At 37.7% G+C, this 21,773-nt stretch carries 22 protein-coding genes and 1 pseudogene; 11 read left to right on the top strand and 12 right to left on the bottom strand.

The window, feature by feature from the left end; genetic code table 11:
- Positions 1–171: 171 nt before the first annotated feature.
- The 6 genes from IC621_RS14820 to IC621_RS14795 form a co-directional block, all read right to left on the bottom strand.
- Complete coding sequence (locus IC621_RS14820) at positions 172–915, bottom strand: SDR family NAD(P)-dependent oxidoreductase (protein WP_191159105.1); 744 nt, start codon at positions 913–915, stop codon at positions 172–174.
- Positions 899–2,008 (bottom strand): tartrate dehydrogenase, encoded by a 1,110-nt coding sequence (locus tag IC621_RS14815; RefSeq protein ID WP_191159104.1) that lies wholly within the window; start codon positions 2,006–2,008, stop codon positions 899–901. Before IC621_RS14815 ends, IC621_RS14820 begins: the two co-directional genes overlap by 17 nt.
- Positions 2,009–2,014: 6 nt before the next feature.
- A complete protein-coding gene (locus tag IC621_RS14810) occupies positions 2,015–3,247 on the bottom strand; it encodes a M20 family metallopeptidase (protein ID WP_191159103.1) in 1,233 nt (410 codons plus the stop codon).
- On the bottom strand, positions 3,248–4,714 hold the full coding sequence (panF, locus tag IC621_RS14805) for a sodium/pantothenate symporter (protein ID WP_191159102.1): 1,467 nt from the start codon (positions 4,712–4,714) through the stop codon (positions 3,248–3,250).
- Positions 4,711–4,983, bottom strand: coding sequence for a YhdT family protein (locus IC621_RS14800; protein ID WP_191159101.1), 273 nt, complete (start codon positions 4,981–4,983; stop codon positions 4,711–4,713). The genes panF and IC621_RS14800 overlap by 4 nt, the downstream gene beginning before the upstream one ends.
- Before the next feature lie 857 nt (positions 4,984–5,840).
- Positions 5,841–6,749 (bottom strand): AEC family transporter, encoded by a 909-nt coding sequence (locus tag IC621_RS14795; protein ID WP_191159100.1) that lies wholly within the window; start codon positions 6,747–6,749, stop codon positions 5,841–5,843.
- Between the two features lie 335 nt (positions 6,750–7,084).
- Between IC621_RS14795 and IC621_RS14790 the strand changes: the two genes are divergently transcribed.
- Entirely contained in the window at positions 7,085–7,285 is a 201-nt protein-coding gene (locus IC621_RS14790) for a cold-shock protein (protein WP_191159099.1), read from the top strand.
- 650 nt (positions 7,286–7,935) lie between these two features.
- On the opposite strand, the pseudogene IC621_RS14785 reads toward IC621_RS14790, so the two are convergent.
- From IC621_RS14785 to xylB, 5 genes and pseudogenes are all read right to left on the bottom strand, one after another.
- Positions 7,936–8,199 (bottom strand): annotated as a pseudogene (locus IC621_RS14785) (KGG domain-containing protein); the annotation flags it as partial.
- 136 nt (positions 8,200–8,335) lie between these two features.
- Positions 8,336–9,283, bottom strand: coding sequence for a magnesium transporter CorA family protein (locus IC621_RS14780; RefSeq protein ID WP_191159097.1), 948 nt, complete (start codon positions 9,281–9,283; stop codon positions 8,336–8,338).
- A 536-nt stretch (positions 9,284–9,819) separates the two neighbouring features.
- Entirely contained in the window at positions 9,820–9,960 is a 141-nt protein-coding gene (locus tag IC621_RS14775) for a 3-methyladenine DNA glycosylase (protein ID WP_191159096.1), read from the bottom strand.
- Positions 9,961–10,218: 258 nt separating this feature from the next.
- Positions 10,219–11,550, bottom strand: coding sequence for a xylose isomerase (xylA, locus tag IC621_RS14770; RefSeq protein WP_191159095.1), 1,332 nt, complete (start codon positions 11,548–11,550; stop codon positions 10,219–10,221).
- Between the two features lie 191 nt (positions 11,551–11,741).
- The gene (gene xylB, locus IC621_RS14765) at positions 11,742–13,241 is read right to left on the bottom strand and encodes a xylulokinase (protein ID WP_191159094.1); all 1,500 of its coding nucleotides are present in this window, start codon (positions 13,239–13,241) and stop codon (positions 11,742–11,744) included.
- Between the two features lie 456 nt (positions 13,242–13,697).
- Here xylB and IC621_RS14760 point away from each other — a divergent pair, with 456 nt between their 5' ends.
- From IC621_RS14760 to IC621_RS14750, 4 genes are all read left to right on the top strand, one after another.
- On the top strand, positions 13,698–14,858 hold the full coding sequence (locus tag IC621_RS14760; protein ID WP_191159093.1) for an ROK family transcriptional regulator: 1,161 nt from the start codon (positions 13,698–13,700) through the stop codon (positions 14,856–14,858).
- Positions 14,859–14,926: 68 nt separating this feature from the next.
- A complete protein-coding gene (locus IC621_RS27035) occupies positions 14,927–15,154 on the top strand; it encodes a hypothetical protein (protein ID WP_318153059.1) in 228 nt (75 codons plus the stop codon).
- Positions 15,091–15,258, top strand: a complete 168-nt coding sequence (locus IC621_RS14755) for an NlpC/P60 family protein (protein ID WP_318153056.1) — start codon at positions 15,091–15,093, stop codon at positions 15,256–15,258. Before IC621_RS27035 ends, IC621_RS14755 begins: the two co-directional genes overlap by 64 nt.
- Positions 15,259–15,289: 31 nt before the next feature.
- Positions 15,290–15,877 (top strand): hypothetical protein, encoded by a 588-nt coding sequence (locus IC621_RS14750; protein ID WP_191159091.1) that lies wholly within the window; start codon positions 15,290–15,292, stop codon positions 15,875–15,877.
- Positions 15,878–16,004: 127 nt separating this feature from the next.
- Here the strand turns inward: IC621_RS14750 and pdxR are convergent, their stop codons facing one another.
- Complete coding sequence (pdxR, locus tag IC621_RS14745) at positions 16,005–17,405, bottom strand: MocR-like pyridoxine biosynthesis transcription factor PdxR (protein ID WP_191159168.1); 1,401 nt, start codon at positions 17,403–17,405, stop codon at positions 16,005–16,007.
- A 161-nt stretch (positions 17,406–17,566) separates the two neighbouring features.
- On the opposite strand from pdxR, the gene IC621_RS14740 reads away from it, so the two are divergent.
- The 6 genes from IC621_RS14740 to IC621_RS14715 are packed head-to-tail and all read left to right on the top strand — an operon-like array spanning position 17,567 to position 21,692.
- A complete protein-coding gene (locus IC621_RS14740) occupies positions 17,567–18,190 on the top strand; it encodes a bacilysin biosynthesis protein BacA (RefSeq protein WP_191159090.1) in 624 nt (207 codons plus the stop codon).
- 35 nt (positions 18,191–18,225) lie between these two features.
- The gene (locus tag IC621_RS14735) at positions 18,226–18,639 is read left to right on the top strand and encodes a DUF2000 domain-containing protein (protein WP_191159089.1); all 414 of its coding nucleotides are present in this window, start codon (positions 18,226–18,228) and stop codon (positions 18,637–18,639) included.
- Positions 18,640–18,653: 14 nt separating this feature from the next.
- Positions 18,654–19,424, top strand: a complete 771-nt coding sequence (locus IC621_RS14730) for a formylglycine-generating enzyme family protein (RefSeq protein ID WP_318153052.1) — start codon at positions 18,654–18,656, stop codon at positions 19,422–19,424.
- A gap of 12 nt (positions 19,425–19,436) precedes the next feature.
- Complete coding sequence (locus IC621_RS14725; protein WP_318153051.1) at positions 19,437–20,075, top strand: molybdopterin-dependent oxidoreductase; 639 nt, start codon at positions 19,437–19,439, stop codon at positions 20,073–20,075.
- A 25-nt stretch (positions 20,076–20,100) separates the two neighbouring features.
- Entirely contained in the window at positions 20,101–21,420 is a 1,320-nt protein-coding gene (locus tag IC621_RS14720) for an APC family permease (protein WP_191159087.1), read from the top strand.
- A 44-nt stretch (positions 21,421–21,464) separates the two neighbouring features.
- Positions 21,465–21,692, top strand: a complete 228-nt coding sequence (locus IC621_RS14715; RefSeq protein WP_191159086.1) for a hypothetical protein — start codon at positions 21,465–21,467, stop codon at positions 21,690–21,692.
- The last annotated feature ends 81 nt before the right edge of the window (positions 21,693–21,773 follow it).

The following is a 21,773-nucleotide window of genomic DNA, read 5'->3' as shown; positions in this document are numbered from 1 at the left end:
ACCCTTGCAGCATTGGGCCTAAATGAGGTTAACTATTGCTCTATTCTATTAGGAAATCAGCTCTTTTGCTGATTTTCTCCCTTCTATCCCCGATCCCTCACTTCAACCTCGAAATCTGCTCTTTCGCAGATTTCCTCTACTCCCACCTCTTACCTCTCACCTCCAGCAACCTTATAGCCCTCTCCCCCCATCAACATGAAGCACCGTTCCTGTGACCATCTCTGATTCGTCAGAGCAAAGGAATAAAGAGGCGTTTGCAATATCTTCAGGGGCAATGAGCCTTCCCATCGGCACACTTTTTTTGAAAATTTCATCCTTCGCCTCGTCTATATTGGTTCCTTCACTTACAAATTGGCTGAGCATTTTTGTATCACATGGACCTGGATGAATCACATTTGCCCGAATGCCATACTCAGCTGCTTCAATGGCAATTCCCTTTGTCAGCGAAACGACCGCCCCTTTTGAAGCGATATATGCCTGCAGTCCGGGTCTCGGCCTTTCAGCAGAGATCGAAGCAACGTTTACGATTGAGCCGCTTCGAACCTTTTTCATCCGTTTAACTGCTTCTTTACATGTATAAAAAATCGATGACGTGTTTACATCGATCAGGTTTCTCCATTCCCTATCTGTAACCTCTTCGATTGGAGTCGCTTGCTGAGCATATCCAATCAAATTCACGAGCCCATCTAATTTGGAAACCCTTTCATCAATCGATACAAAAGCTTCTTCAACAGCATCTGCCTTCGTAAGATCAGCAGCAATAAAGAAGCAATTCGGCTGATCCAGAGGGGTGCCATTAGGATAAAGGTCAAGCCCGATGATTGTTGCTCCTTCATCAAGCATTCGTTTCGTTACCGCTTTTCCCATTCCACCATCGGCACCTGTAACAATCATGCATTTATCTTTTACTCTCATGCAAGCCCTCCTCAGAATTCTTTTCCATTCTTTCACTTAATTTATTTGATATCGCATCTCCCAGCTGAAAAGTCGATCCATTTCCTCCAAGATCAGGCGTTAACACTTCTCCTTCTGACAAAACATCCTCAATGCTATTTACGATTAACGTTGCAAGGTCCTCTCTTCCGAGATGCTCAACCATTAACGCTGTCGACCAAATTTGGGCGATCGGATTTGCTTTGCCTGTTCCCGCTATATTTGGGGCAGACCCGTGAACTGGTTCAAACATCGAAGGATATTCCTTTTCCGGATTTATATTTGCCGATGGGGACAAGCCAAGTCCCCCAACTAGCGCAGATCCTAAATCAGATAAAATATCGCCAAATAAATTGGATGCGACGACAACATCAAAGGTGTCAGGTCTTTGAACAAAATAAGCAGACAGGGCATCAATATAATTTTTTTCAAGCTGAATGTCCGGGTATTCCTTTGCTACGCCGGCTACGACCTCATCCCAAAGCTTCATTGAATGGATAACCGCATTTGATTTTGTTGCGCTTGTGACTTTTCTTCCGGCTGTTTTTCTTGCATATTCAAATGCATATTTCGCTATTTTTTCTGTCCCTTTTCTGGTGATAATTGTATTTTGTACAGCAAGCTCGTCCTGAGTTCCTTCATAAAGCCTTCCTCCGCTGTTCGAATACTCTCCTTCTGCATTTTCCCTAATAATGACAAAGTCAATATGTTGGTCTTGATTAAAAAGGGGAGTTTGGATTCCATTAAGGTTTTTAACAGGGCGAAGATTGACGTACTGTTTGAATTTTTTTCTTATCGGCATAATGAGTTCCCAAATTGTAATAGGATCAGGCACTCTTTCGTCTCCAATGGCTCCGAATAAGATGGCATCATAATCAGATAGAATGGCCAGTCCATTTTCCGGCATCATTCTGCCGTTCTCTAGGTAATACTCTGAATTCCAAGGGAGGATATTTATAGTTGTTTGAAAAGAAACATCCTGATCTTGTAAGACCCGCAAAATCTTCAATGCTTCATTCATGACTTCAGGCCCGATTCCATCTCCAGGTAAGATTGCGATTTTCATAGGTTTCATGCTAGATTAATCTCCTTTGCCATTTAAAAACAATAAGGCTGCTTCCCGATAGATTTGTGTTGTTTCTGCCAGCTCTTCAATATCCACATACTCATCAATTTGATGGGGAACCTCTCTGTCCCCGGCTCCGATCGTGACAATTGGTACCCCTGCTAAATGAAGAAACGTTCCATCAGTCGCTCCTGGTACGCCATTAAAAATTGGCTTCTTGTCTAAAACTTTTTCAACCGCTTTTGCGATACATTTTACAACTGCTTCTTCTTTATCTGTCACGGTCCATGGCCGATTTTCAATGACTTCAAAATGACCATGAAAATCAGGGTCCTCTTTCGAAAGCCGATCAAAAATCCCTTGAATATCAGAAATAATCGTTTCGTGCTCTTGCCCTGGAACAGTTCTAATATCCAGGGTTGTTAAGCATTCGTCTGGGACTACGTTTATTTGAGCATCTCCATTTACCGGAGATTGAAGGATTGTCGGCGTAATGCTCGGCCAGCCGAGCATAGGATGCTTTCCAAGTCTTTCTTTCTCTCTTGTTTCTAATTTATCAAGCTCACATACGATTTTCGCCATTCTGACAATTGGATTAATCCCGGTTAATGGCATTGCTCCATGAGCCATTTTGCCAAAGGTTTTGACAACAATGCGCATTGCTCCCTTCTGTGTAATACAAACTTGATTTTCCTCAGGCTCACAAATGATCGCGCCATCTACCCCGTTTGCCCACCCATTTTTGATGAAATCTTTAATTCCGATCATAAGGCCTTCTTCATCGCAAGGAATACACAAAATGATTTTACCGGACCATTCTTCTTTATCCTGCAAGAGTGAATGCACAGCAGTTATCATGCAGGCAAGGTTTCCTTTCGTATCATTTGTCCCTCTGCCATACATACGGCCATTTTCAATGTGGCCGCTAAAAGGGTCATATGTCCAAACATCACGGTTTCCCTCTGTAACAACATCGGTATGCCCTTCAAAAAGCAATGTTTTTCCTGGTTTTCCTGAATCAACAATTCCAATGACATTTGGTCTCCCTTTTACGACCTCCTCAATATGAACCTCAATGCCCCCGAGCTTTTTTAAGTAATCTGCCACAAAGTGAGCCGCTTTTTCTTCGTTGCCTTCTGGATCGTTTGGACGATAAACACTGGGAATCCTTACAAGAGACTGAGTAAGTTCAATTACCTCGTTTTTGTCGCGAAGATACCGTTTAGAATTAGAAAGTAATTTGTTCACTTAAATGACCCCTTTCCCTTGGTGCGTTAACACTTTTTTTGAAATCATATATTTATGAGTGAAGGAGCTGACGATAACGTAAGTAACCAAAGATAATAAAATTGGCAGGACAACGGTGTGCATGCCTAAAGGGTTCGGAGAGAGACGATCGAACAAGATATAAGAACTCATCCCAAGCACCATGGATGAAATTGCTCCATATTTGTTCCCCTTAGCCCAATAAAGCCCAAACACCACTGGCCAAATAAAGACAGCTTCCAATCCCCCAAATGAAAATAAATTCAGCCAAATGAGCAAATCAGGCGGACTTAAGGCAACCAATACAACGGCAATACCAATGATGGTTGTCACCCAAAAGCTTATCTTTTTCACCTGAGCTTCTGAGGCATCAGGCTTTATGTAATTTAAGTAAACATCCTTTACGACCGTAGAGCTTACTAGAATTAATAGAGAATCGACTGTTGACATAATCGCTGCCATTGGAGCTGCTAAAACTAAGCCTGCCAGAATAGGAGGCAATACTTCTAATGTAAGCATTGGCATTACTTTATCGCCCACTTCTATTCCAGGAAGAATAGGTCTTGCAAATACACCGATTAAATGCATCCCAAGCATAATCGTTCCAATGACGACGGTACCGATTATAATCGCCTGATGCATCCCTTTCGAGTTTTTATAAGACATGGCTCGTACTGAAATTTGTGGAAGGCCAACTACTCCCACTCCAACCAAAATCCAAAATGATGAGACATAAAGGGGAGTTAGATCCCTTTCAGCTCCAAAAGGAGACACAAGGTTTGGGTTTTCTGCCACAAGCTCGGACATAATATTTGAAATCCCGCCGCCTGCAATGATGGTAGCAACTAATAGGATGATCGTACCGGCTAACATGACGACCCCTTGGACGGCATCTGTAAGAGCAACAGCCCTAAATCCGCCAATAATCACGTAAACAAGGACAGATACGGCAAAAATAAACAATGCCGTTGTGTAGGAAAGGCCTGTCAGCGATTCAATCAGCCTTGCCCCGCCTACCCATTGAGCCGCCATAGCGGAAAAAAGAAATACAATAATACTTACGGCCGAAATTAACACAACAGCTTTACTCTGATACCTTTCTTTCAAAAAATCGATCATAGTAATGGCTTTGTATTGACGAGCGACGATGGCAAATTTCTTCCCTAACACCATTAACACAAAGTAGCCTGCTGCAAGCTGTGCCATGGAAAGAAGCACCCAGCCAAGCCCGGTATTATAGGCAACACCTGGTCCGCCAATAAAGCTGCTCGCACTTCCATAAGTCGCAATCATTGTCATCGCGAGCACAAAGCCGCCTAATTGCCTTCCGCCAAGAAAATACTCCTGCAGGAAAGAATCTGTTGATTTAATAAAACGGTTTGCCCAGAAGCCTATAAAGAAGATAACAACTAAAAATAAAAGCAAAGGTACAATTACATGCCAATTCATGATTGATCCCTGCCTTCCTCTTGGTCTTCAAAGGGAACCTCTTTAAACAATAATTTCACACATAAAATAACGAGTATCACCATGATCATAAAGCCGGCGACACAGCTGTAAAAAAACCACTCCGGCAGTCCAAATATATAATTGTAAGAAGCGGGGTCACCTGAGCCCATCCCATAAGCAAAACCAAACCACCAAATAAAATTAAAAATTACGAGGGCGATTCCGATTTTTGCTTCTTTATGTGCGACCTTAAATCGTTTGTCATTCATCTCTTATGCCTCCATTATATAAGTGATTGTGTTTGTGTTCGTTGCTGAGTTACTATAATACTTAAACCTAGCGCCGCGAGAATTTTTCGTTTTCCCGAGGTGAGAGGTTGGATGTGAGACTGGAAGCAATCGGTGAGATATCGATTGCCTTTATTTTAGTATTTCTAACACTTCAAATGCACCTATCCCTTATATAAGTGATTGTGTTCGTTGCGGTGTTACGTATAATACTTAACCTAGCGTCACGAGAATTTTTGTACCTCCCAAAGGTAAAAGATTATATGTAGGACTTGAAGCAATTGATGAATTCCAATCTAGAAACAACATAATAGAATAGAGTCTTATTCAGATTAGGATAAGCACTAAAGTTTTAAGTAATATTGTTGATTTCACCCATTCTAAAGTATAGCGTAAGCTTTTACTAGTTCCAGCGGGTCTTTACTATCATTATCTTGCACTAACTTGTGTGCCGATCAACAACTTTTCCCTCTAACATCGGAGTGTCGATCTCTTCTCGGCTAAACAACGTTTTGAGTTTTCTGATGCAGATCGACCAATTAATTAGCTGAAAATATCCCCTAAGTATGTTCGACATTTGATGCTCCTCCATTATTTTTTAAATTTTTAAAATAATTAGTTTTTATTATAAACTTCTTTCTTTCATTAATCATTAGACTTTTTGTGTTCGATATTTTCAGAAAATTAGACATAATGTCCAATCGTTTTTTCAAAACAAGAAGAAAAAAGGCTTTTAATTTAGACTGCGTTAAATCGAACAATGCAAAAAGCCCGATCCCGGCAGGATAGGGCCCCAAAAATTTAGATAAGACATTATATAACTCAGCTATGAAGCTAATTTATAAAAACCCGACTCCAAATAAAATAAGCGGTAAAGTGACCACACTTAAGACTGTACTAAATAACGTTGCACTTGAAACAAACCCAGGCTCTGTTTCATATTGTACAGCATAGATCGTTGTGTTTGCGGCGGTCGGCATTGCTGCGAGGACGATCATAATCTGTTTAAGCAAATCATCAATTGGTAAAAAGAGGGTAAAGACAAACGCAATGGCCGGCGATAAAAAGAGTCTTAAACCTAGAGACAAAGATAATGGAGCAATCGCTAAATTTTTGACAGATATTTTCGCTAACTGCATGCCGAGAATAATCATAATCATCGGAATTGCCGCATTACCGACCATTGTGACGGCTTCCATAATGGACCCGCCGATTCGAATATTCAGCAAGTTAAATACGACCCCCAGCAAAGCACCATAAACAATCGGCACGCGCATAACTTCTTTTAATGCTGTTTGAAATCCAGCATTTTCTGAAGAGCCTTTGGCAGCATAATACACGCCAACTGTACACATTAGGAGCTGCTGGATGACCATCAGAATCACTGCATACCCCATACCGGCTTCTCCAAAGGCAAAAAAGATAAGCGGAGTCCCATAATTGCCATTATTCATAAACGCAGAAGCTAAAATCATTCCACACGTTTTCTTTTTTGAATACCCGCGAATAAATCCAATAAAATAAATAACTCCAATCAAACTAAACGCAAGCGCAACCGTGTAAAATAGCATCATTGCATAATCCAGATTAAAGCTCGACTCATAAAATGTCTGAAACGCCAAAAAAGGCGTCATCAAATAAATCGCCATCATCGAAAGCGGCTTTATATCAAAACCCATGACCTTTTGACCTACAAATCCAATTCCAAAAATAAAAAAGATTGGAAACAGGACTGCAATAAATTCCATCTCATCACCTTCATAGTTATATTAAATACTTTTATCGATTAAAAAAACTAGGAATCATTGTCTTGTCCTTTTTCTTACTTGAATCAGACGATAAAATGAACTAGTAATATTAAGTTTATCATGCTCGAAGAAATGTAAGCCTTTTCACTTTTCGCTTTTTTGGAAAAATTTTTTTTCATTGATTTTTAAAAATCAGTTACTGATAAAACACCAATATTAAACAATAATCATCCATTATTACTTTATTTAAAAAAAATGTCTAAAAAGAGTTTTTCTGGATATACTAGTACACGAAAAAGTATTAAATGTTTTTGAACATTAGGAGGAAATAGTAAATGGCGCAAGGTAAGGTAAAATGGTTTAACGCAGAAAAAGGCTTTGGATTTATTGAGGTTGAGGGTGGAGACGATGTATTTGTTCACTTTTCAGCTATTGAAGGAGAAGGATTCAAGTCTTTGGATGAAGGCCAGGATGTAGAATTTGAAACAGAAGAAGGTCAACGCGGACCTCAGGCTGTTAACGTACGTAAATTATAATTCAAATGACAATAAAGCAGACTCGGGTTTTGGGTCTGTTTTTATTTTCTCTAAATTTGGAATAAAGTGGTATCTTCGGGGTTTGTCCCTCCAATTCTCAGCTTCGTAACGATATAAAAGTTAAATGCTTTCCTTGAGATCATGGTGTATCTTGTCAGAGGGTGAAATGGATGAAATCAGCGCAATTTCACATGCATATCATTCTCCTTTAACAAACCAAAATTTCTTAACAATTCAAATTGGTAATCGAAAGTGCTCCGATTGCTAGTTAAAAAAATGCTCCGTATTTTGAAGGGACAAAGGGAAATTGCCGATTTTCTTTTATTTTATACTCTCTGAATAGTTTTTTAGGAAGTTTCACTTAATTTTGGGGACATTTCAAACGATTTCTCTATGTTCATCCGATTACTAATGCTATTTAATCTTGATCAGCCAGAGTTTGTTCGCACTTATCTTCGATTTTTGCCAATATATCTTCGATATCTGAAATATATCTTCGATTTTTTCACTATTATCTTCGAAAATTTCGATTTATCGATTATTCGACAAAAAACGACAAAATCTAATAGGATTTTTAGGAAACCTTCATAGATAGAATTAAAAAAGGAAGAACTAAACGAGCTAGTTCTTCCTTTCTTTCTTTATGAATTGTTATTGTTGTTGCCGCTTTGTCTGCCGCCTTTTGAGCCGATCTCCCGGTAGAAGTCTTTATCGTGGTTTTTGCTTGTTTGTTCTCCGCCTTTTTCACCAATTTCTTGGTAGAATTCCTTATCATGGTTTTTGCTTGTTTGTTCTCCACCTTTTTCTCCGATTTCTTGATAGAATTCCTTATCATGATTCTTGCTTGTTTGTTCTCCACCTTTTCTTCCAGCTTCTTCGCGGCTCATTTTGTTATTGTTGTTGTTTTGTGCCATTTTTAAATTCCTCCTTTTAGTGTTGTGGTTTTGAATTTCCACCATACTCCCCCTATTAAACTTTCTTTTATATAAATGATCGTTTAGTCATGCTTGGTTGGTTTCTTGAAAGGAATATCGCACTGCACCAGTTTGTCTATTCTTTAAAAAAGGTATTCTTTTTCTTCTTTTTTAAGATGTCTCCGGTCCATCCTCTTTTCCTTAAATTGAAATAAATAATGAACGTAGAGATGAAAATTAATGATAAAGAAAATAAGTATCCAAGCTTCCAATCGAGTTCTGGCATATGCTTAAAATTCATTCCCCACAATGCTCCTAACGCTGTCATAGGTGTGAAAATAGCTGTGAAAATTGTTAACGCCTTCATAATTTCATTTCCACGATATGTACTTATCACTTCCTCGGAATGAATGAGATTGTCAACTTCTTCTTCATATTCCTTTACCAGCTTAAAGCCTCTTTCTATTCTTTGATAGGTTCGGTAGTGCTCACCTGTTATCCCATCCTTCATTAAAAATGCCTCTCTTACGGCCATTTCTATTTCTATAAGTGTTAGAATTAAGCTCTTGTACACAAGTAATTCGTGCCTTTTGCGATTAACTTCTTCTAATATTTTGCTGTCGTTATCATGATAAACCTTCCAAATTTGTTCTCGAAGCTTTTCTTCAAATTGATCGATCCCCTCCAGATGTTCACTCATTAGCATGCCTACTACCACAAAGAAGGCATGCAATCCATTATCTACTGTAAGCATCTGGTGTTTTGTTTTGGTTAGATTTATTTTTTCTATTAAAGAAGGCTGAAGATCTACCGTTAAAAAAAATTCTTTGGTGAGATAGAAGTGAAAAACTTGATAGTTTTCTTCTTTATCTAACCCTTGATGATAAACTAAGGAGCCATATACTGCTGCATGATTTGAGTTAATTACTTCCATTCTAATTGAATTGCGATTATCTGGTTTTAATTGTTGAAGCCACTTTTGGTAAGTTTCGCTGTAAGCTGGGGGAATCATGTCTCCCGCTGCTTCTTTTTCAAATAGATGCAGCTGAAACCAGCGCCACTCTCTCCCTTCAAAGATTTCCATTTGTTTACTCCTCTGCTTTTTTACTAACTTTATGCCCTAATCAGCATGGTTCAAAACTTTCGTAATGAACAAGAACTTTATGATCCAATTAACCTCTATACGAACCAGATACAACTTTTTTGAGTGAAGCACTTCCTCATGCAGGGTGAATTGAGCCAGATTTTACATTTGCGTGCTAGCTCAGAGAGTTTGGTAGCCAATCCTCAGGTATTCTCCCAGTGTTTATGTTTATGCTGATCCCCAAAAAATCCGTTTGAAAATATTTGTCTCCATACACGAAAACCACCACATTATCAAGGTCTGTCGCAGGGCAAAATTTTATACTTATGTACACATTAAGAAAAGCGCAAGCGCCTTGTTCAGCCCCGACAAGCATAAGACGCAAATGAAATGAAGGTGTTCTTTACCTTCAATTCATTTGTGGCTTATGACCTCGAGGGGCTAGGCGCTGGAGCTAGACACGAAAACTTGGTACAAAAACTTATACTTTCTTATCTTTTAAAAAAAGAGCTGACATCGGTCAGCTCCTCTAAATTTTATTTATTTTGGTTTTCTTCCGTACTTTCACTTTCTTTTGAAGGGTCACGCTGAGGTTCTATGTCTTGATTGTCTTGCTTTTTCTTCTTTTGTTCAATTGATTCATTTTCATTTGTTCCATTAGACTGTTCCTTTTTCATGATCATCACCTCATTTTATCTATTTCCCCTTTTTCTTGGATCAAAACTGAAAGTTTCTTGATGATCAAATCAGTGATTGGACTTCTTTAATGCAGCAACGAGATTAAACCGATCTATTAATTTATATATCCTAAACACCGACTTGGAAGGACACCTTTTAAATCTTAGACATTTGTAAGTCACCTAAAAAACAAAACCATTTATGCGATGAAATTTTGAATTCCAGCACATAAATGGTTTAGTATGGATGCAAAAAAATTAAACTGTTACACTAGAAAGTGTTTCAAGCAAATATTGATTAATTAACGCTTTTAAGCGCTCCTGTCTGCCAGATTTATTTTCAATATTGTTTAGTTGCAGAGCATAAGCTTCTAACTGTTTCAAATCGGTTTTTCCTTCGACAATATCTAAGCCAATTCCTTCTGAGAAGCTTCTATAGCGTTCTTCTATAAAATGATCTAACACTTTATCTTCAATAAGTTTATTCGCAACCTTTAGACCGATTGCAAAACTATCCATTCCTGCAATATGGGCATGGAATAGGTCGTCTGCCTCGAATGATCCTCTTCTTACTTTTGCATCAAAGTTAAGTCCGCCTCTTCCCAATCCGCCGTTCTTCAAAATTTCATACATAGCTAAGGTTGTTGAATATAAATCAGTTGGAAACTCATCTGTATCCCACCCCAGTAATGTATCTCCTTGATTGGCATCAACTGAACCCAGCATACCATTAATACGTGCAACCCTAAGCTCATGTTCAAATGTGTGGCCGGCTAGAGTAGCATGATTTGCTTCGACATTAAATTTGAAGTAATCCGTTAAATTATATTTTTGCAAAAATGCGAGGCTTGTTGCGACATCAAAATCATATTGGTGCTTAGTCGGCTCTTTTGGTTTTGGTTCAATTAGGAATGGAGCATCAAATCCTATTTCTTTTGCATACTCAATCGCCATATGGAAAAAGCGAGCCAGATTATCCTGTTCTAGCTTCATATCCGTGTTTAGCAATGTTTCATAGCCTTCACGGCCACCCCAAAACACATAATTTTCTGCTCCTAATTCTTTTCCAATTTCTAATCCTTTTTTTACTTTTGCTGCTGAATATGCATAAACATCAGCATGATTTGAAGTAGCTGCCCCATGAACATATCGTGGATGGGTGAACATATTTGCTGTATTCCATAGTAATTTTGTTTTACTCGTTTTCATATAACCTTTAATTATGTCAACAATTTCATCTAAATTTTTGTATGTTTCTTTTAATGTGGAGCCCTCTGGTGCAATATCTACATCATGAAAACAAAAGAATGGGACATTTAATTTTTCAAATAATTCAAATGCTGCCTCTACCCGTGCTTTTGCCAGATCCATTCCCTTTAATTGGTCCCAAGGACGCTGAGCTGTCCCAACTCCGAATGGGTCTGTGCCTTCTGCTGTGAACGTATGCCAATAAGCCACAGAAAAACGAAGCAGCTCTTCCATTGTTTTACCGTTTACCAGTTCCTCAGGATTGTAGTATTTAAATGCGAATGGGTTTTTTGATGCTGCACCTTCGTATTTTACGTTACTAATATCTGGAAAGTATGCCATTTTCATAACCTCCTACGATTGTTTAAGATTACAAATTATCAAACTGTTATCGCTTTCAAATAGATGGTGAATAAATCGGAAATTTATAGCTTTAAAATTATTATAACAACCGTCACTTAGTTTGTCTATCAAACAAACTAAGAAAATGTAAGAATAGAATGGAAAAATCCCTCCTATTCTTATGATCAACGTTATTGACGAAATTCTTTTAAGCCTTCATTTAATTCCTTTGTTTGCTGATAGACACTTTTATATAACCTATAAATTTTTTGATATTTTTCCGCATCGTCTTTATTAGGGAAGAATGTTTTTCCTTTTCTTATAAATTGATCTGCACATTCCTGAAGAGTTGGAAACCATTCGCATCCATAAGCAGCTAACATGGCCGCTCCCATTCCAGGTCCTTGTTCATTCGTCAGCTTTACAATTTCAGCATTAAAAACATCGGCTTGAATTTGGAGCCATTCCTTATTTTTAGCTCCGCCGCCAATTGAAATAATTGTATCAACCTCCATTCCATTTTCACGAAAAATCTCAATCGATTCATTTAATGAAAATGTAATTCCTTCAATAACGGCACGGGAAAAATCCTTTTTTGTATGGGCTGCGTCTATTCCAATAAAGCTTCCGCGTACTGCTGAATCTGCATGAGGTGTTCGTTCGCCCACTATATATGGCGTAAACAGTAAACCATTTGCACCAATAGGGACATCCTTCACTTCTTCTAACAATTCTTCAAACGACTCATTTTCTGCGAATACATCCTTAAACCAACTTAAGCTGTACCCTGCTGCAAGTGTTACCCCCATTGAATAATAGGCATTTTCTTTTCCATGATTAAAATAATGAACTTTCCCTTGAAAATTTCTGTCCCCGCCTTGTTCATACGAGAGAATCACACCAGATGTTCCGATACTGCATAATGTTTTTCCTTCTGTTAGGATTCCTGCTCCGATTGCCCCGCAAGCATTATCAGCTCCCCCAGCAAATACCTTCGTTGAGCTTGAGAGTCCAGTTTTCTTTGCAAATTCCTCGTTAAGTGTGCCAACAAATGCATGTGATTCAACAAGTTCTGGACAAAAATCTTCTTTTAGCTCGAAATGATGACAAATTTCTTTGCTCCACTCCTTTTGATTAATATCTAATAAAAGTGTTCCCGCTGCATCCGAGTATTCACTATGAATTTTACCTGTCATTCTATAACGCAAATAATCCTTTGGAAGCATAAAAACAGCCGCTTTTTCATATAAATCTGGTTCATTTTCCTTCACCCACAAAAGTTTTGGAAGAGTAAATCCTTCTAGTGCAGGATTTTTCGTTATGTCTAATAGACGTTCTTTTCCAATAGCTTGGTAGATTTGCCGGCATTGGTCTGTTGTTCTCGTATCATTCCAAAGAATAGCATTTCTTACTAACTGGTGATTCTGATCTAATAGAACCAGGCCGTGCATTTGTCCGGAAAAACTGATTCCCTCTATGTCCTGAACTTCTCCATCAAATTGAGCAACTATTTCTGAAAGTGCCTCAGTTGTTCGGTCCACCCATTGTAGTGGATCCTGTTCACTATATCCAGACTTTTCTTGAATCAAAGGATATGGTTTTGAAATTTCATCACAGATTTCCCCATTTTGATTTAACAATAAAATTTTAACAGCGCTTGTCCCTAAATCAATTCCAAGTACATAGTTCACTCATTCCACCTCTTTCATTTTTCTCACCTAATGCGAAACCGTTTACATTTCATAAAAGATCCTATGCTTGGTGAAAATTTTCATTTATTATATCATTAGATTCTTTGTTTGTATATTGATTAAACTAAGTATATACTATTAATACAGAAGAAAAGAATATTCTGGTGATATCATTGATAATGACGTTTTTCTAAAAGATTTTGCTTTTGTGAAGTAAGAAAAGCGCAGAGCGCCCGACTATCGGCGACAAGCACAAGGCGAGCCGGCATGAAGGTTGTTTTTTAACCTTCTTGACGGATTGACTTGTGACCTCGAGCCGATGGCGCTCGGAGCTGGACAAAGATATCTCACTTTAACACGTTAATACTTTAATTACCTTTACCTTTCTGAACCAATAAAATAGCAATAGGTGAATGACCGACTACTTCAAATATAGATAAGGAGAATTTTGAACCCGTGCAGCCAATAACATGGAATCAACAGGTAGTCAAAAAAAATAACAAAGCAATCGTATTTGAGACGATATTGAAGCATGAGCCATTATCCCGTGCTGATATCGCTCACCGGACAGGATTAAATAAAGCAACGGTCTCTTCCCTAGTTAATGAATTAATAGATGAAAAACTTATTTATGAATCTGGTCCTGGGGAATCAAGCGGAGGACGAAGACCGGTACTGTTGCATTTTAACAAAGCAACTGGTTTTTCAATTGGTATTGATATAGGGGTAAACTATGTCCTTGGGGTTTTAACCGATCTAAGAGGTAACATCCTTGCAGAAAAAAACGAAACAATAACCGATACTTCTATTGAAAATGTCTTACAAGTTGTCGATAATATCATCCGCACTTTTATACAGGAGGCGCCAAACAGCCGTTATGAAGTTATTGGAATTGGCATTGGTGTACCTGGGATTGTGGACAATCATGGGAAAGTATTGCTTGCACCAAATTTAGGCTGGGAAAACTGTACGATAAAGAACAAAATTGAAGAAAAGTTCAGTATTCCCACAATTATTGTTAATGAAGCAAACGCCGGAGCATATGGTGAAAAGCAATTTGGAGCAGGCCAAGATTTTCAAGATATCATTTATGTTAGTGCTGGAATAGGGATAGGTGCAGGGCTGATAGTAAAGAATGAACTCTACCACGGAATCAATGGTTATTCAGGTGAGATGGGCCATATGATCATTCAAATGAATGGAAAGCCATGTAAGTGCGGAGGAAAAGGTTGCTGGGAAGCATACGCCTCAGAATACGCTTTGTTAAAAAATGCCCCTGACGAAAATACAACTCTTCCTTCATTGATAGAACAAGCAAGGGAAAATAACAGCGAGGTCATCCAATTATTTGAACAAATCGGTTTTTACTTAGGAATTGGGATTAACAATATTATCAATACTTTCAACCCGGAGCAAATTATTATTGGCAATCGCCTTGCTATGGCAAAGGAATGGCTGGAGACACCGATCTATCATACTGTTGAAGAACATACACTTAAATTCCATCAAAAAGACTTAAAAATCAAATTCTCTCAGCTGTCTATTTATTCCGCCGCTTTAGGCGTCTCTGCCTTTGCAGTTGAATGTTTTATTAATCGTGAGCTTAGAGACTATTAACCACTAGAAAAGCGCAAGGCGTTCGTCTATCGGCGACAAGCATAAGCCAATCCGCCCGAGAAGGGTATGTGGATGAAGTCATGGAATATATGAATCTCTATGCTTCAGGTGGGGCGATTGAAGTCGAACTAACACTGGAGGATCCGGAGGCTGCTAAAAAGCGACTGCAGCCGGAATGCAGCTTGTTGGGAAGAGTCCGTATAAATGGGGTGGAGGCCGTAGTCAAGCCGATATCAACCGGAGATCATTTGATTGTTCTTCTTTTGTCCACTGGGCGTTTACGCATGGCGGATTAACTCTTGGAAACTATCAAACGGTTGTGACTGATTCAATGGTCCGACTAGGGAAGCCGATCAAAGCTTCCGAGCTGAAGCGTGGAGACCTCGTCTTTTTAAACTAAAAATGTTTTTGGAAGGGAGATAAAAGAGAGAATGAAATTTAATGTGGATTTCGTAGCTTCAGAGAGACCGAATAATATCTTTTATGGGGATGTATGTAAAGTCAATAATAAAGGGTGTCTCATATTTGGATTCGGAAAAACACAAGCCGCTAGAATCGCCTCTGAGTCCGATGAGGATGATTCCAATATGATTGCTACAGATATGGCTTGTTTGACGAACGATAATGACAACAATGTGTATGGTCATTTCGAAATGGAAGTGAGGCACAAGAAAGTGAAAGACCCGATAAACGATCGAGTTAAAATTCATTATTTACTCAGAATGCTTAATGAAGAAGAGACAACTACCCTGTATAAGGGGAAGCACTTACATATCATTGAGGTCGCTTATGACTTTTTTATAAAGGCATCACAATTTAATATAACCTTTGTTGCTCCTGAAGGTTTTTTGCCGCCGCGTCCTGAAGGTTTTCCTGAAACAGAAAAAGACCCTCAAAAAAGAATAGATATTTTCAAGGAATTAACTCAAAAATCGGACGTTAGGTCTTTTTTGGTTCCCTGGATGGATAGTGTCACAAGTAAGGGAGAATTGATTAACAGCTACTTGAAAAACCTCTAAGCGGTTCTTTTCCCTAACAGTCCTCAAATTCATCAAGGAAACACAATAGATATTGTGTTTCCTTGATGAATTTGCTTAAGCAAGGCTGTTCACTGAGTGAGATTCAAATTTAAACAGTAATAAAATTTTAAATTAGAGCCTGTTTTAGTCTTTGTATACCTTCTTTTATTTTATCTATTGTTAAATTCCCATAACCTAATATTATTTTATTTTGATGCATTCCTTTTTTAATAGTATGCAGTTCGACTAGATAGATTTTAATTTTATGTCGTTCTAATATGTTTTTTACTTTTTGATCTGTAAACTCTATGTTTTTAAATTCGGCAATTAAATGTAGGCCTGTTGAATCCCCTAATATTTTAACCTTATCACCAAACTCTTCTGTTAAACATTTTTTCAAATGATCCCGTCGTGTCTTATATATTTTTTTCATTTTTCTAATATGGCGCTCCAAATGTCCTTCATCTATGAAGCGTGCAATAGTAAGTTGTTCCAATGATGGAGTGTGAAGATCTGTGAACCATTTTAAATCTTTACATTGTTTAGTTAAGGAAGGAGGAAGAATTAAGTAACCTAATCTGAGTGCTGGTGACAATATCTTGCTAAAAGTTCCTATATAAACCACTCTATCTGGATCAAGCCCCTGAAGTGAGTTAATAGGAGATCCTTGATAACGAAATTCGCTGTCGTAATCATCTTCAACAATAAAGCAATCAGCTTTTCTAGCAAATTGAATAAGCTGAATCCGACGTTGAATAGGCAACGTCTCTCCAAGTGGGAACTGATGTGACGGAGTAACAAAAATAAACTTAGGCTTTTTGTTTGGTGGAATTAAATCTGTTTTCATTCCTTGTTCATCTACAGGTATAGGATAGAGTGTTGATCCTGGAGAAGTAAATATTGTTTGAATTTCATGAGTTATAGGATCTTCAATCATTACTTCTTCCCCTTGGGACAGGAATAGATTAGCTATAAGAGATAATGCTTGTGTTGCCCCAGAGGTAATAACTAGCTGGTCTGGATGGCAATGAACCCCCCTTGTTCTTTTAAGGTAACGAGAAAGAATGTGGCGTAGTTCCATTCTCCCTTCAGGATAGCCATAACCGAATATGGAATGGGAAGTATCTGAACATACTTGTTTAGAGATTTGCCCCCATGTATTTCTAGGAAACATGTCTAAAGCTGGAAGACCCGAACGAAAATCAATGATTTCGTTTGTATCTTCTATTAATTGATGCATATCAAAAAAAGATAAAAAATCTGTTTTCTTCTGTTGATCCAAGTATGCTCCTTCTGCAACATAAGTTCCTGATCCTTGCCGTCCTTCTATATATCCTTCTGATAATAATTGGTCATAAGCTTCCACTACAACATTCCGTGAAGTACCTAGATTGGAGGCTAATTCACGAGTAGGTGGAAGACAATCCCCAGCTGAAAGTTCCCCATGTAAAATACGAGTACGAATTTGTTCGTAAACTTGCCTAATTAAAGGTATATCCATTGATCGATCAATAGGTATCCACAGCATATTCTCCCTCCATGTTTTCGTTTTCAAATTGGTCCTATAAAAATTTATAATAATTGGTCCTTATACCAACCATTTTACCATGCTAAATTATAAAAGGGAAAAGAAGTTACACATTTTGGAAAATACAACATAAATAATCAAATTGATACAGGTGGTGTAAAATGGCCGTAAAATATCAGGTAAGAGGGCAAAATCATCGTTTATCAAATTGGAATGATAAGCTGTTTTCTTCTTTATTTTTTTTAGATCAACTTGAAATTGCTACTCTAGGTCCTTCTGGAACCAGCAGTGAAGCATCAGCTGAATATTTGCTATCATCACTAAAGGCAAACCATGGAAAATATACGCTTTTCCCTTCTTATGAAGAAGCTTATGAAAGCTTGGTTTTGGGAGAATCTAATGTTCTTCTTGTAGCGAATGCTTACAAGGGAATAGATAAGTTTTACATGTCAAAGGAAATCCAATTTTTGTTCCCATATGTCTTTGAAACACCTTTTTATGGAGTTGCAAAAAGACCATATGAAGAATTGGATACGAGGCATCCTTTGATTATTGCAACTCACCATGCACCTTCAAGTCTTCTTCCTTGGTTCTTAGCTGAATTCAACATGAACTATGATGTATTGCTTGTTAATTCAACAAGTGAAGCTGCAGTTAAGTTGAAGAAAGGTGATGTTGATCTTTGTTTAACAACTGAAAATGCTGTTAACAAATATAATATAGAGTTCATTTCGCCAACTCGAACCATTTTAATGTTATGGTCCGTTTTTGGTCGAAATCAATGATAGTATCATTTAAATCACTATGTGGAGGAATAATCATGGAAATGAAATGTGTAATGGTTATTGATGCTAATTTACCAACAGGATTAATTTCAAATACTGCTGCAGTGTTAGCTCTTACCTTAGGAAAAGAAATAGATAAAATTATTGGGCCGACTGTAATGGATGGAAGCGGTAATCCTCATGTAGGGATAACTACCACCCCGATTCCTATTCTGAAGGGTGATTCTATAAAGATTAAAGATTTAAGAGATAAAGTATATTCTGAAGAATTTTCCGATTTGTTTGTTGTCGACTTTAGTAATGCTGCACAAACAACTAAAAATTATGAAGAATATACCAAAAAAATAGCAACATTCTCATCAAATGATCTTGAGTATTTAGGATTAGCATTATATGGAGACAAGAAAAAGGTTAATAAACTAACTGGAAGTATGGGACTTCTAAGATAATGGGGGAATCTATGGTGAGTAATCAAGTAAAAAATCAGTTAGATAATATGATTGTGATCCCAGGTGGAGCCTTTCTACGAGGAAGCAGTGAATCGCCGGATGAACAGCCGGTTAAATTGGTTACTTTAAACGATTTTGCAATTGATAAAACACCAGTTACAAATCAACAATTTCGAGTATTCGTAGAAGAAGGGGGATACGAAAATCCAGAGTTTTGGATACCAAAAGGGTGGGATTATATCAATGGCAACAACATACAATACCCAAATTATTGGTATGATGATCACTTTAATCAAGATGATCATCCGGTAACAGGAGTTAGTTGGTGGGAGGCAATGGCCTTTGCTACGTTTGCAGGTAAGACCTTACCGACTGAAGCGCAGTGGGAATACGCATGTAAGGGTAAAGATCAACGAAAGTATCCATGGGGAAATGAAGAACCTACTTTTGAGTATGCTAACTATGCCGTTGACTGCAATCCTGAAGAATTAAATCGTAGTTCAACATCTGTTTTTGCGTTTCCTAAGAATAAATCTTTTTTCGGATGTTTGGATATGGCAGGGAATTTAGCAGAGTGGTGCTTAGATAATGCATTTTTTAATTACCAATGGGATAAAACTGGAATAAATCCAATATATCTTTCATCACAAGAAGATTACCACATTGTAAGAGGTGGATGCGGATTACATAATGAAGATTTTATGAGATGTACAGCAAGAGACAACTATCCTGTTTCAGTTAGAGATAATTTAATTGGTTTTCGTTGTGTTATCAATACTATTTAAGGGGAGAGAAATGTGAATTATCCAATGCTTAATACTCCGAATTTAGACCGAAAGCCATCTTCACTTCGATATTATCAAGAAGGACCACCTAAATCTATTGATTTAAATACTTGGCGTTTATCTGTTACTGGATTGATAGAAAAAGAATTAACTTTTACCTATCAAGATTTATTAGAAATGCCACAAGTGGAGGAAAGTAGAAGAATGGTTTGTGTCTGTAATTGGAGTATCCGCCGTCCATGGAAGGGAATTTTGCTATCTAACATTATAGAAATGGCTGGAGTATCCAATCCTGAAAAGTACTATTTAAAGCAAACTAGTGTAGGAACTAAGGAAAAAGGCGTCTATGAATCTACTATTCCTTTAGGTGATGCTCTTTCCAGACGTGCATTGATTGTTCATACGGTTGATAGAGAACCTTTACCAATGGAACAAGGATATCCATTAAGGTTATTTGATTTCGGGCTGTACGGTTACAAAAACGTAAAAGGTTTAGCGAAATTAGAAGTAACAGAAGAATGTCAAATTGGGGAATGGGAACGACGTGCTGGATACGATATTAATGGTATAGTACGACCAAAAAAATACTGGATTGCAGATTTGAAGAAATGGGGCTTTATAGAAAAATCAGGAGAAGTTACAGAGTTTTAGGTCAACTGATGAAAAGGGGAGTTTTATGAGCCTAAAAAGAGATTTAGGATGGAAAGAAGCTACTTCACTAGGCACCGGAGCTATGGTCGGTGCTGGTATTTTTATTCTCAGTGGTGTAGCAACTGGAAAAGCTGGTCCAGCTGTGATGCTTGCTTTTGTCATTGCAGCAATCTTAGAAATTTTACTTGGATTATGTTATGCAGAATTAGCATCAAGATACCCTAGGGCAGGTGGTGCCTATGAATATGTTAGTCAAACAATGGGATCTTTTGTTGGAACTCTAATTGGATGGTCATACTGGGGGGCATGGCTTGCAGCAAGTAGTTTCGTTTCCCAAGGATTTGGGAATTACCTTCATTCTTTAACGGGTGCCCCTCCGTTACTGAGTGCAGTCATTCTTCTTCTGGTTTTAGGATTTCTAAATATGCTTGGAATTAAGTTCAGTGGTGCCGTTCAAGTAGGAATTGTAGTTGTTGAAATTATCGTGCTTATTTTATTTTTTGGTCTCGGTTTTGGTCATGTGAATTATTCGTTATATACACCTTTTGCCCCTAATGGCTTTGAAGGAATACTTGCGGCGGCATTGGTTGGTTTTCTTTCCATGGTTGGCTGGGATGTGATTGTAGATGCTGGGGAGGAAATGAAAAATCCGAGTAAAACCATTCCAAAAGCAATTTTATCATCTATTATCATTGTACTTGTGCTGTACTCCGGACTTTTATTCGTTTCAACAGGAGTCGTTCCTTGGCAGGAGCTTGGATTATCAAAAGTACCAGTCGCTCTAGCCAGCCAACAATTTTTGGGGGATTTTGGACCGACCTTAGTCAGCATAGTGATTGTTATTGCTTTACCAGCAACAGCTAATGCTTTTATCATATCGATTTCGAGAACTGCCTTTGCAATGGGTCGTAATGGGTTATTACCGAAAAAGTTTGGATTTATTCACCCTCGATTTCAAACTCCAGTTTGGTCAATATTGTTAGGGGTAAGCATACAAATTATGTTTACACTTGTAAGTTCAATCAATATTGCCGTTAATGCAACTGGTTTTTTGTACCTCATTACGTTTATTTTTACGATGATTGCCTTTTTTATTTCAAGGAGAAAAGTTTCTGTTGAACAAAGAGGAAATCAGTTTTTAGTCCCTTTATATCCTTTTTTACCAGCCCTTGCTTTAATTATTAGCATTTGTTTACTCATTCCAGTTGGAGGGTCCGGTTTCTTTTCAGGATTAATATGGTTGTCAATTGGATTTACTATCTATTTAATTCGTACCAAGTCAATTAAAGAGACTGATAAGATAAGAATAAAAGAAAATAAAGCTAAATTCTCTTCTGCAAAATGATAAGAGATATAAACATTATTATAATTCTATAGGAAGTGTTAAATATGAAACCTAAAATACAACTTCAGACAATAACACCCTATTATCCAGGAAAAACAATTGAAGAAGTTAAACGTACTTTTGGTCTTAATCATGTGGTTAAGCTTGCTTCCAATGAAAATCCATATGGTTGTTCTCAAAACGTTCAAAATGTAATTATGTCTGAACTCAATAAACTATCTTTTTATCCAGACAGTCAGGCTGATAGATTAAGAGAAAAACTCCCTCATTAAAGTAAGGTTTCTCTTTTGTTTTCTCGGTTTTTCTCAGTATTTCAATTTTTATAAGATGAGCATATTGTGGATCGACAGTAT

The organism is Metabacillus arenae (assembly GCF_014773385.1).
Classification (GTDB): Bacteria; Bacillota; Bacilli; order Bacillales; family Bacillaceae; genus Metabacillus_D; species Metabacillus_D arenae.
The sequence above is the reverse complement of the archived record's forward strand: the minus strand, read 5'-3'. Positions and strand labels throughout refer to the sequence as shown.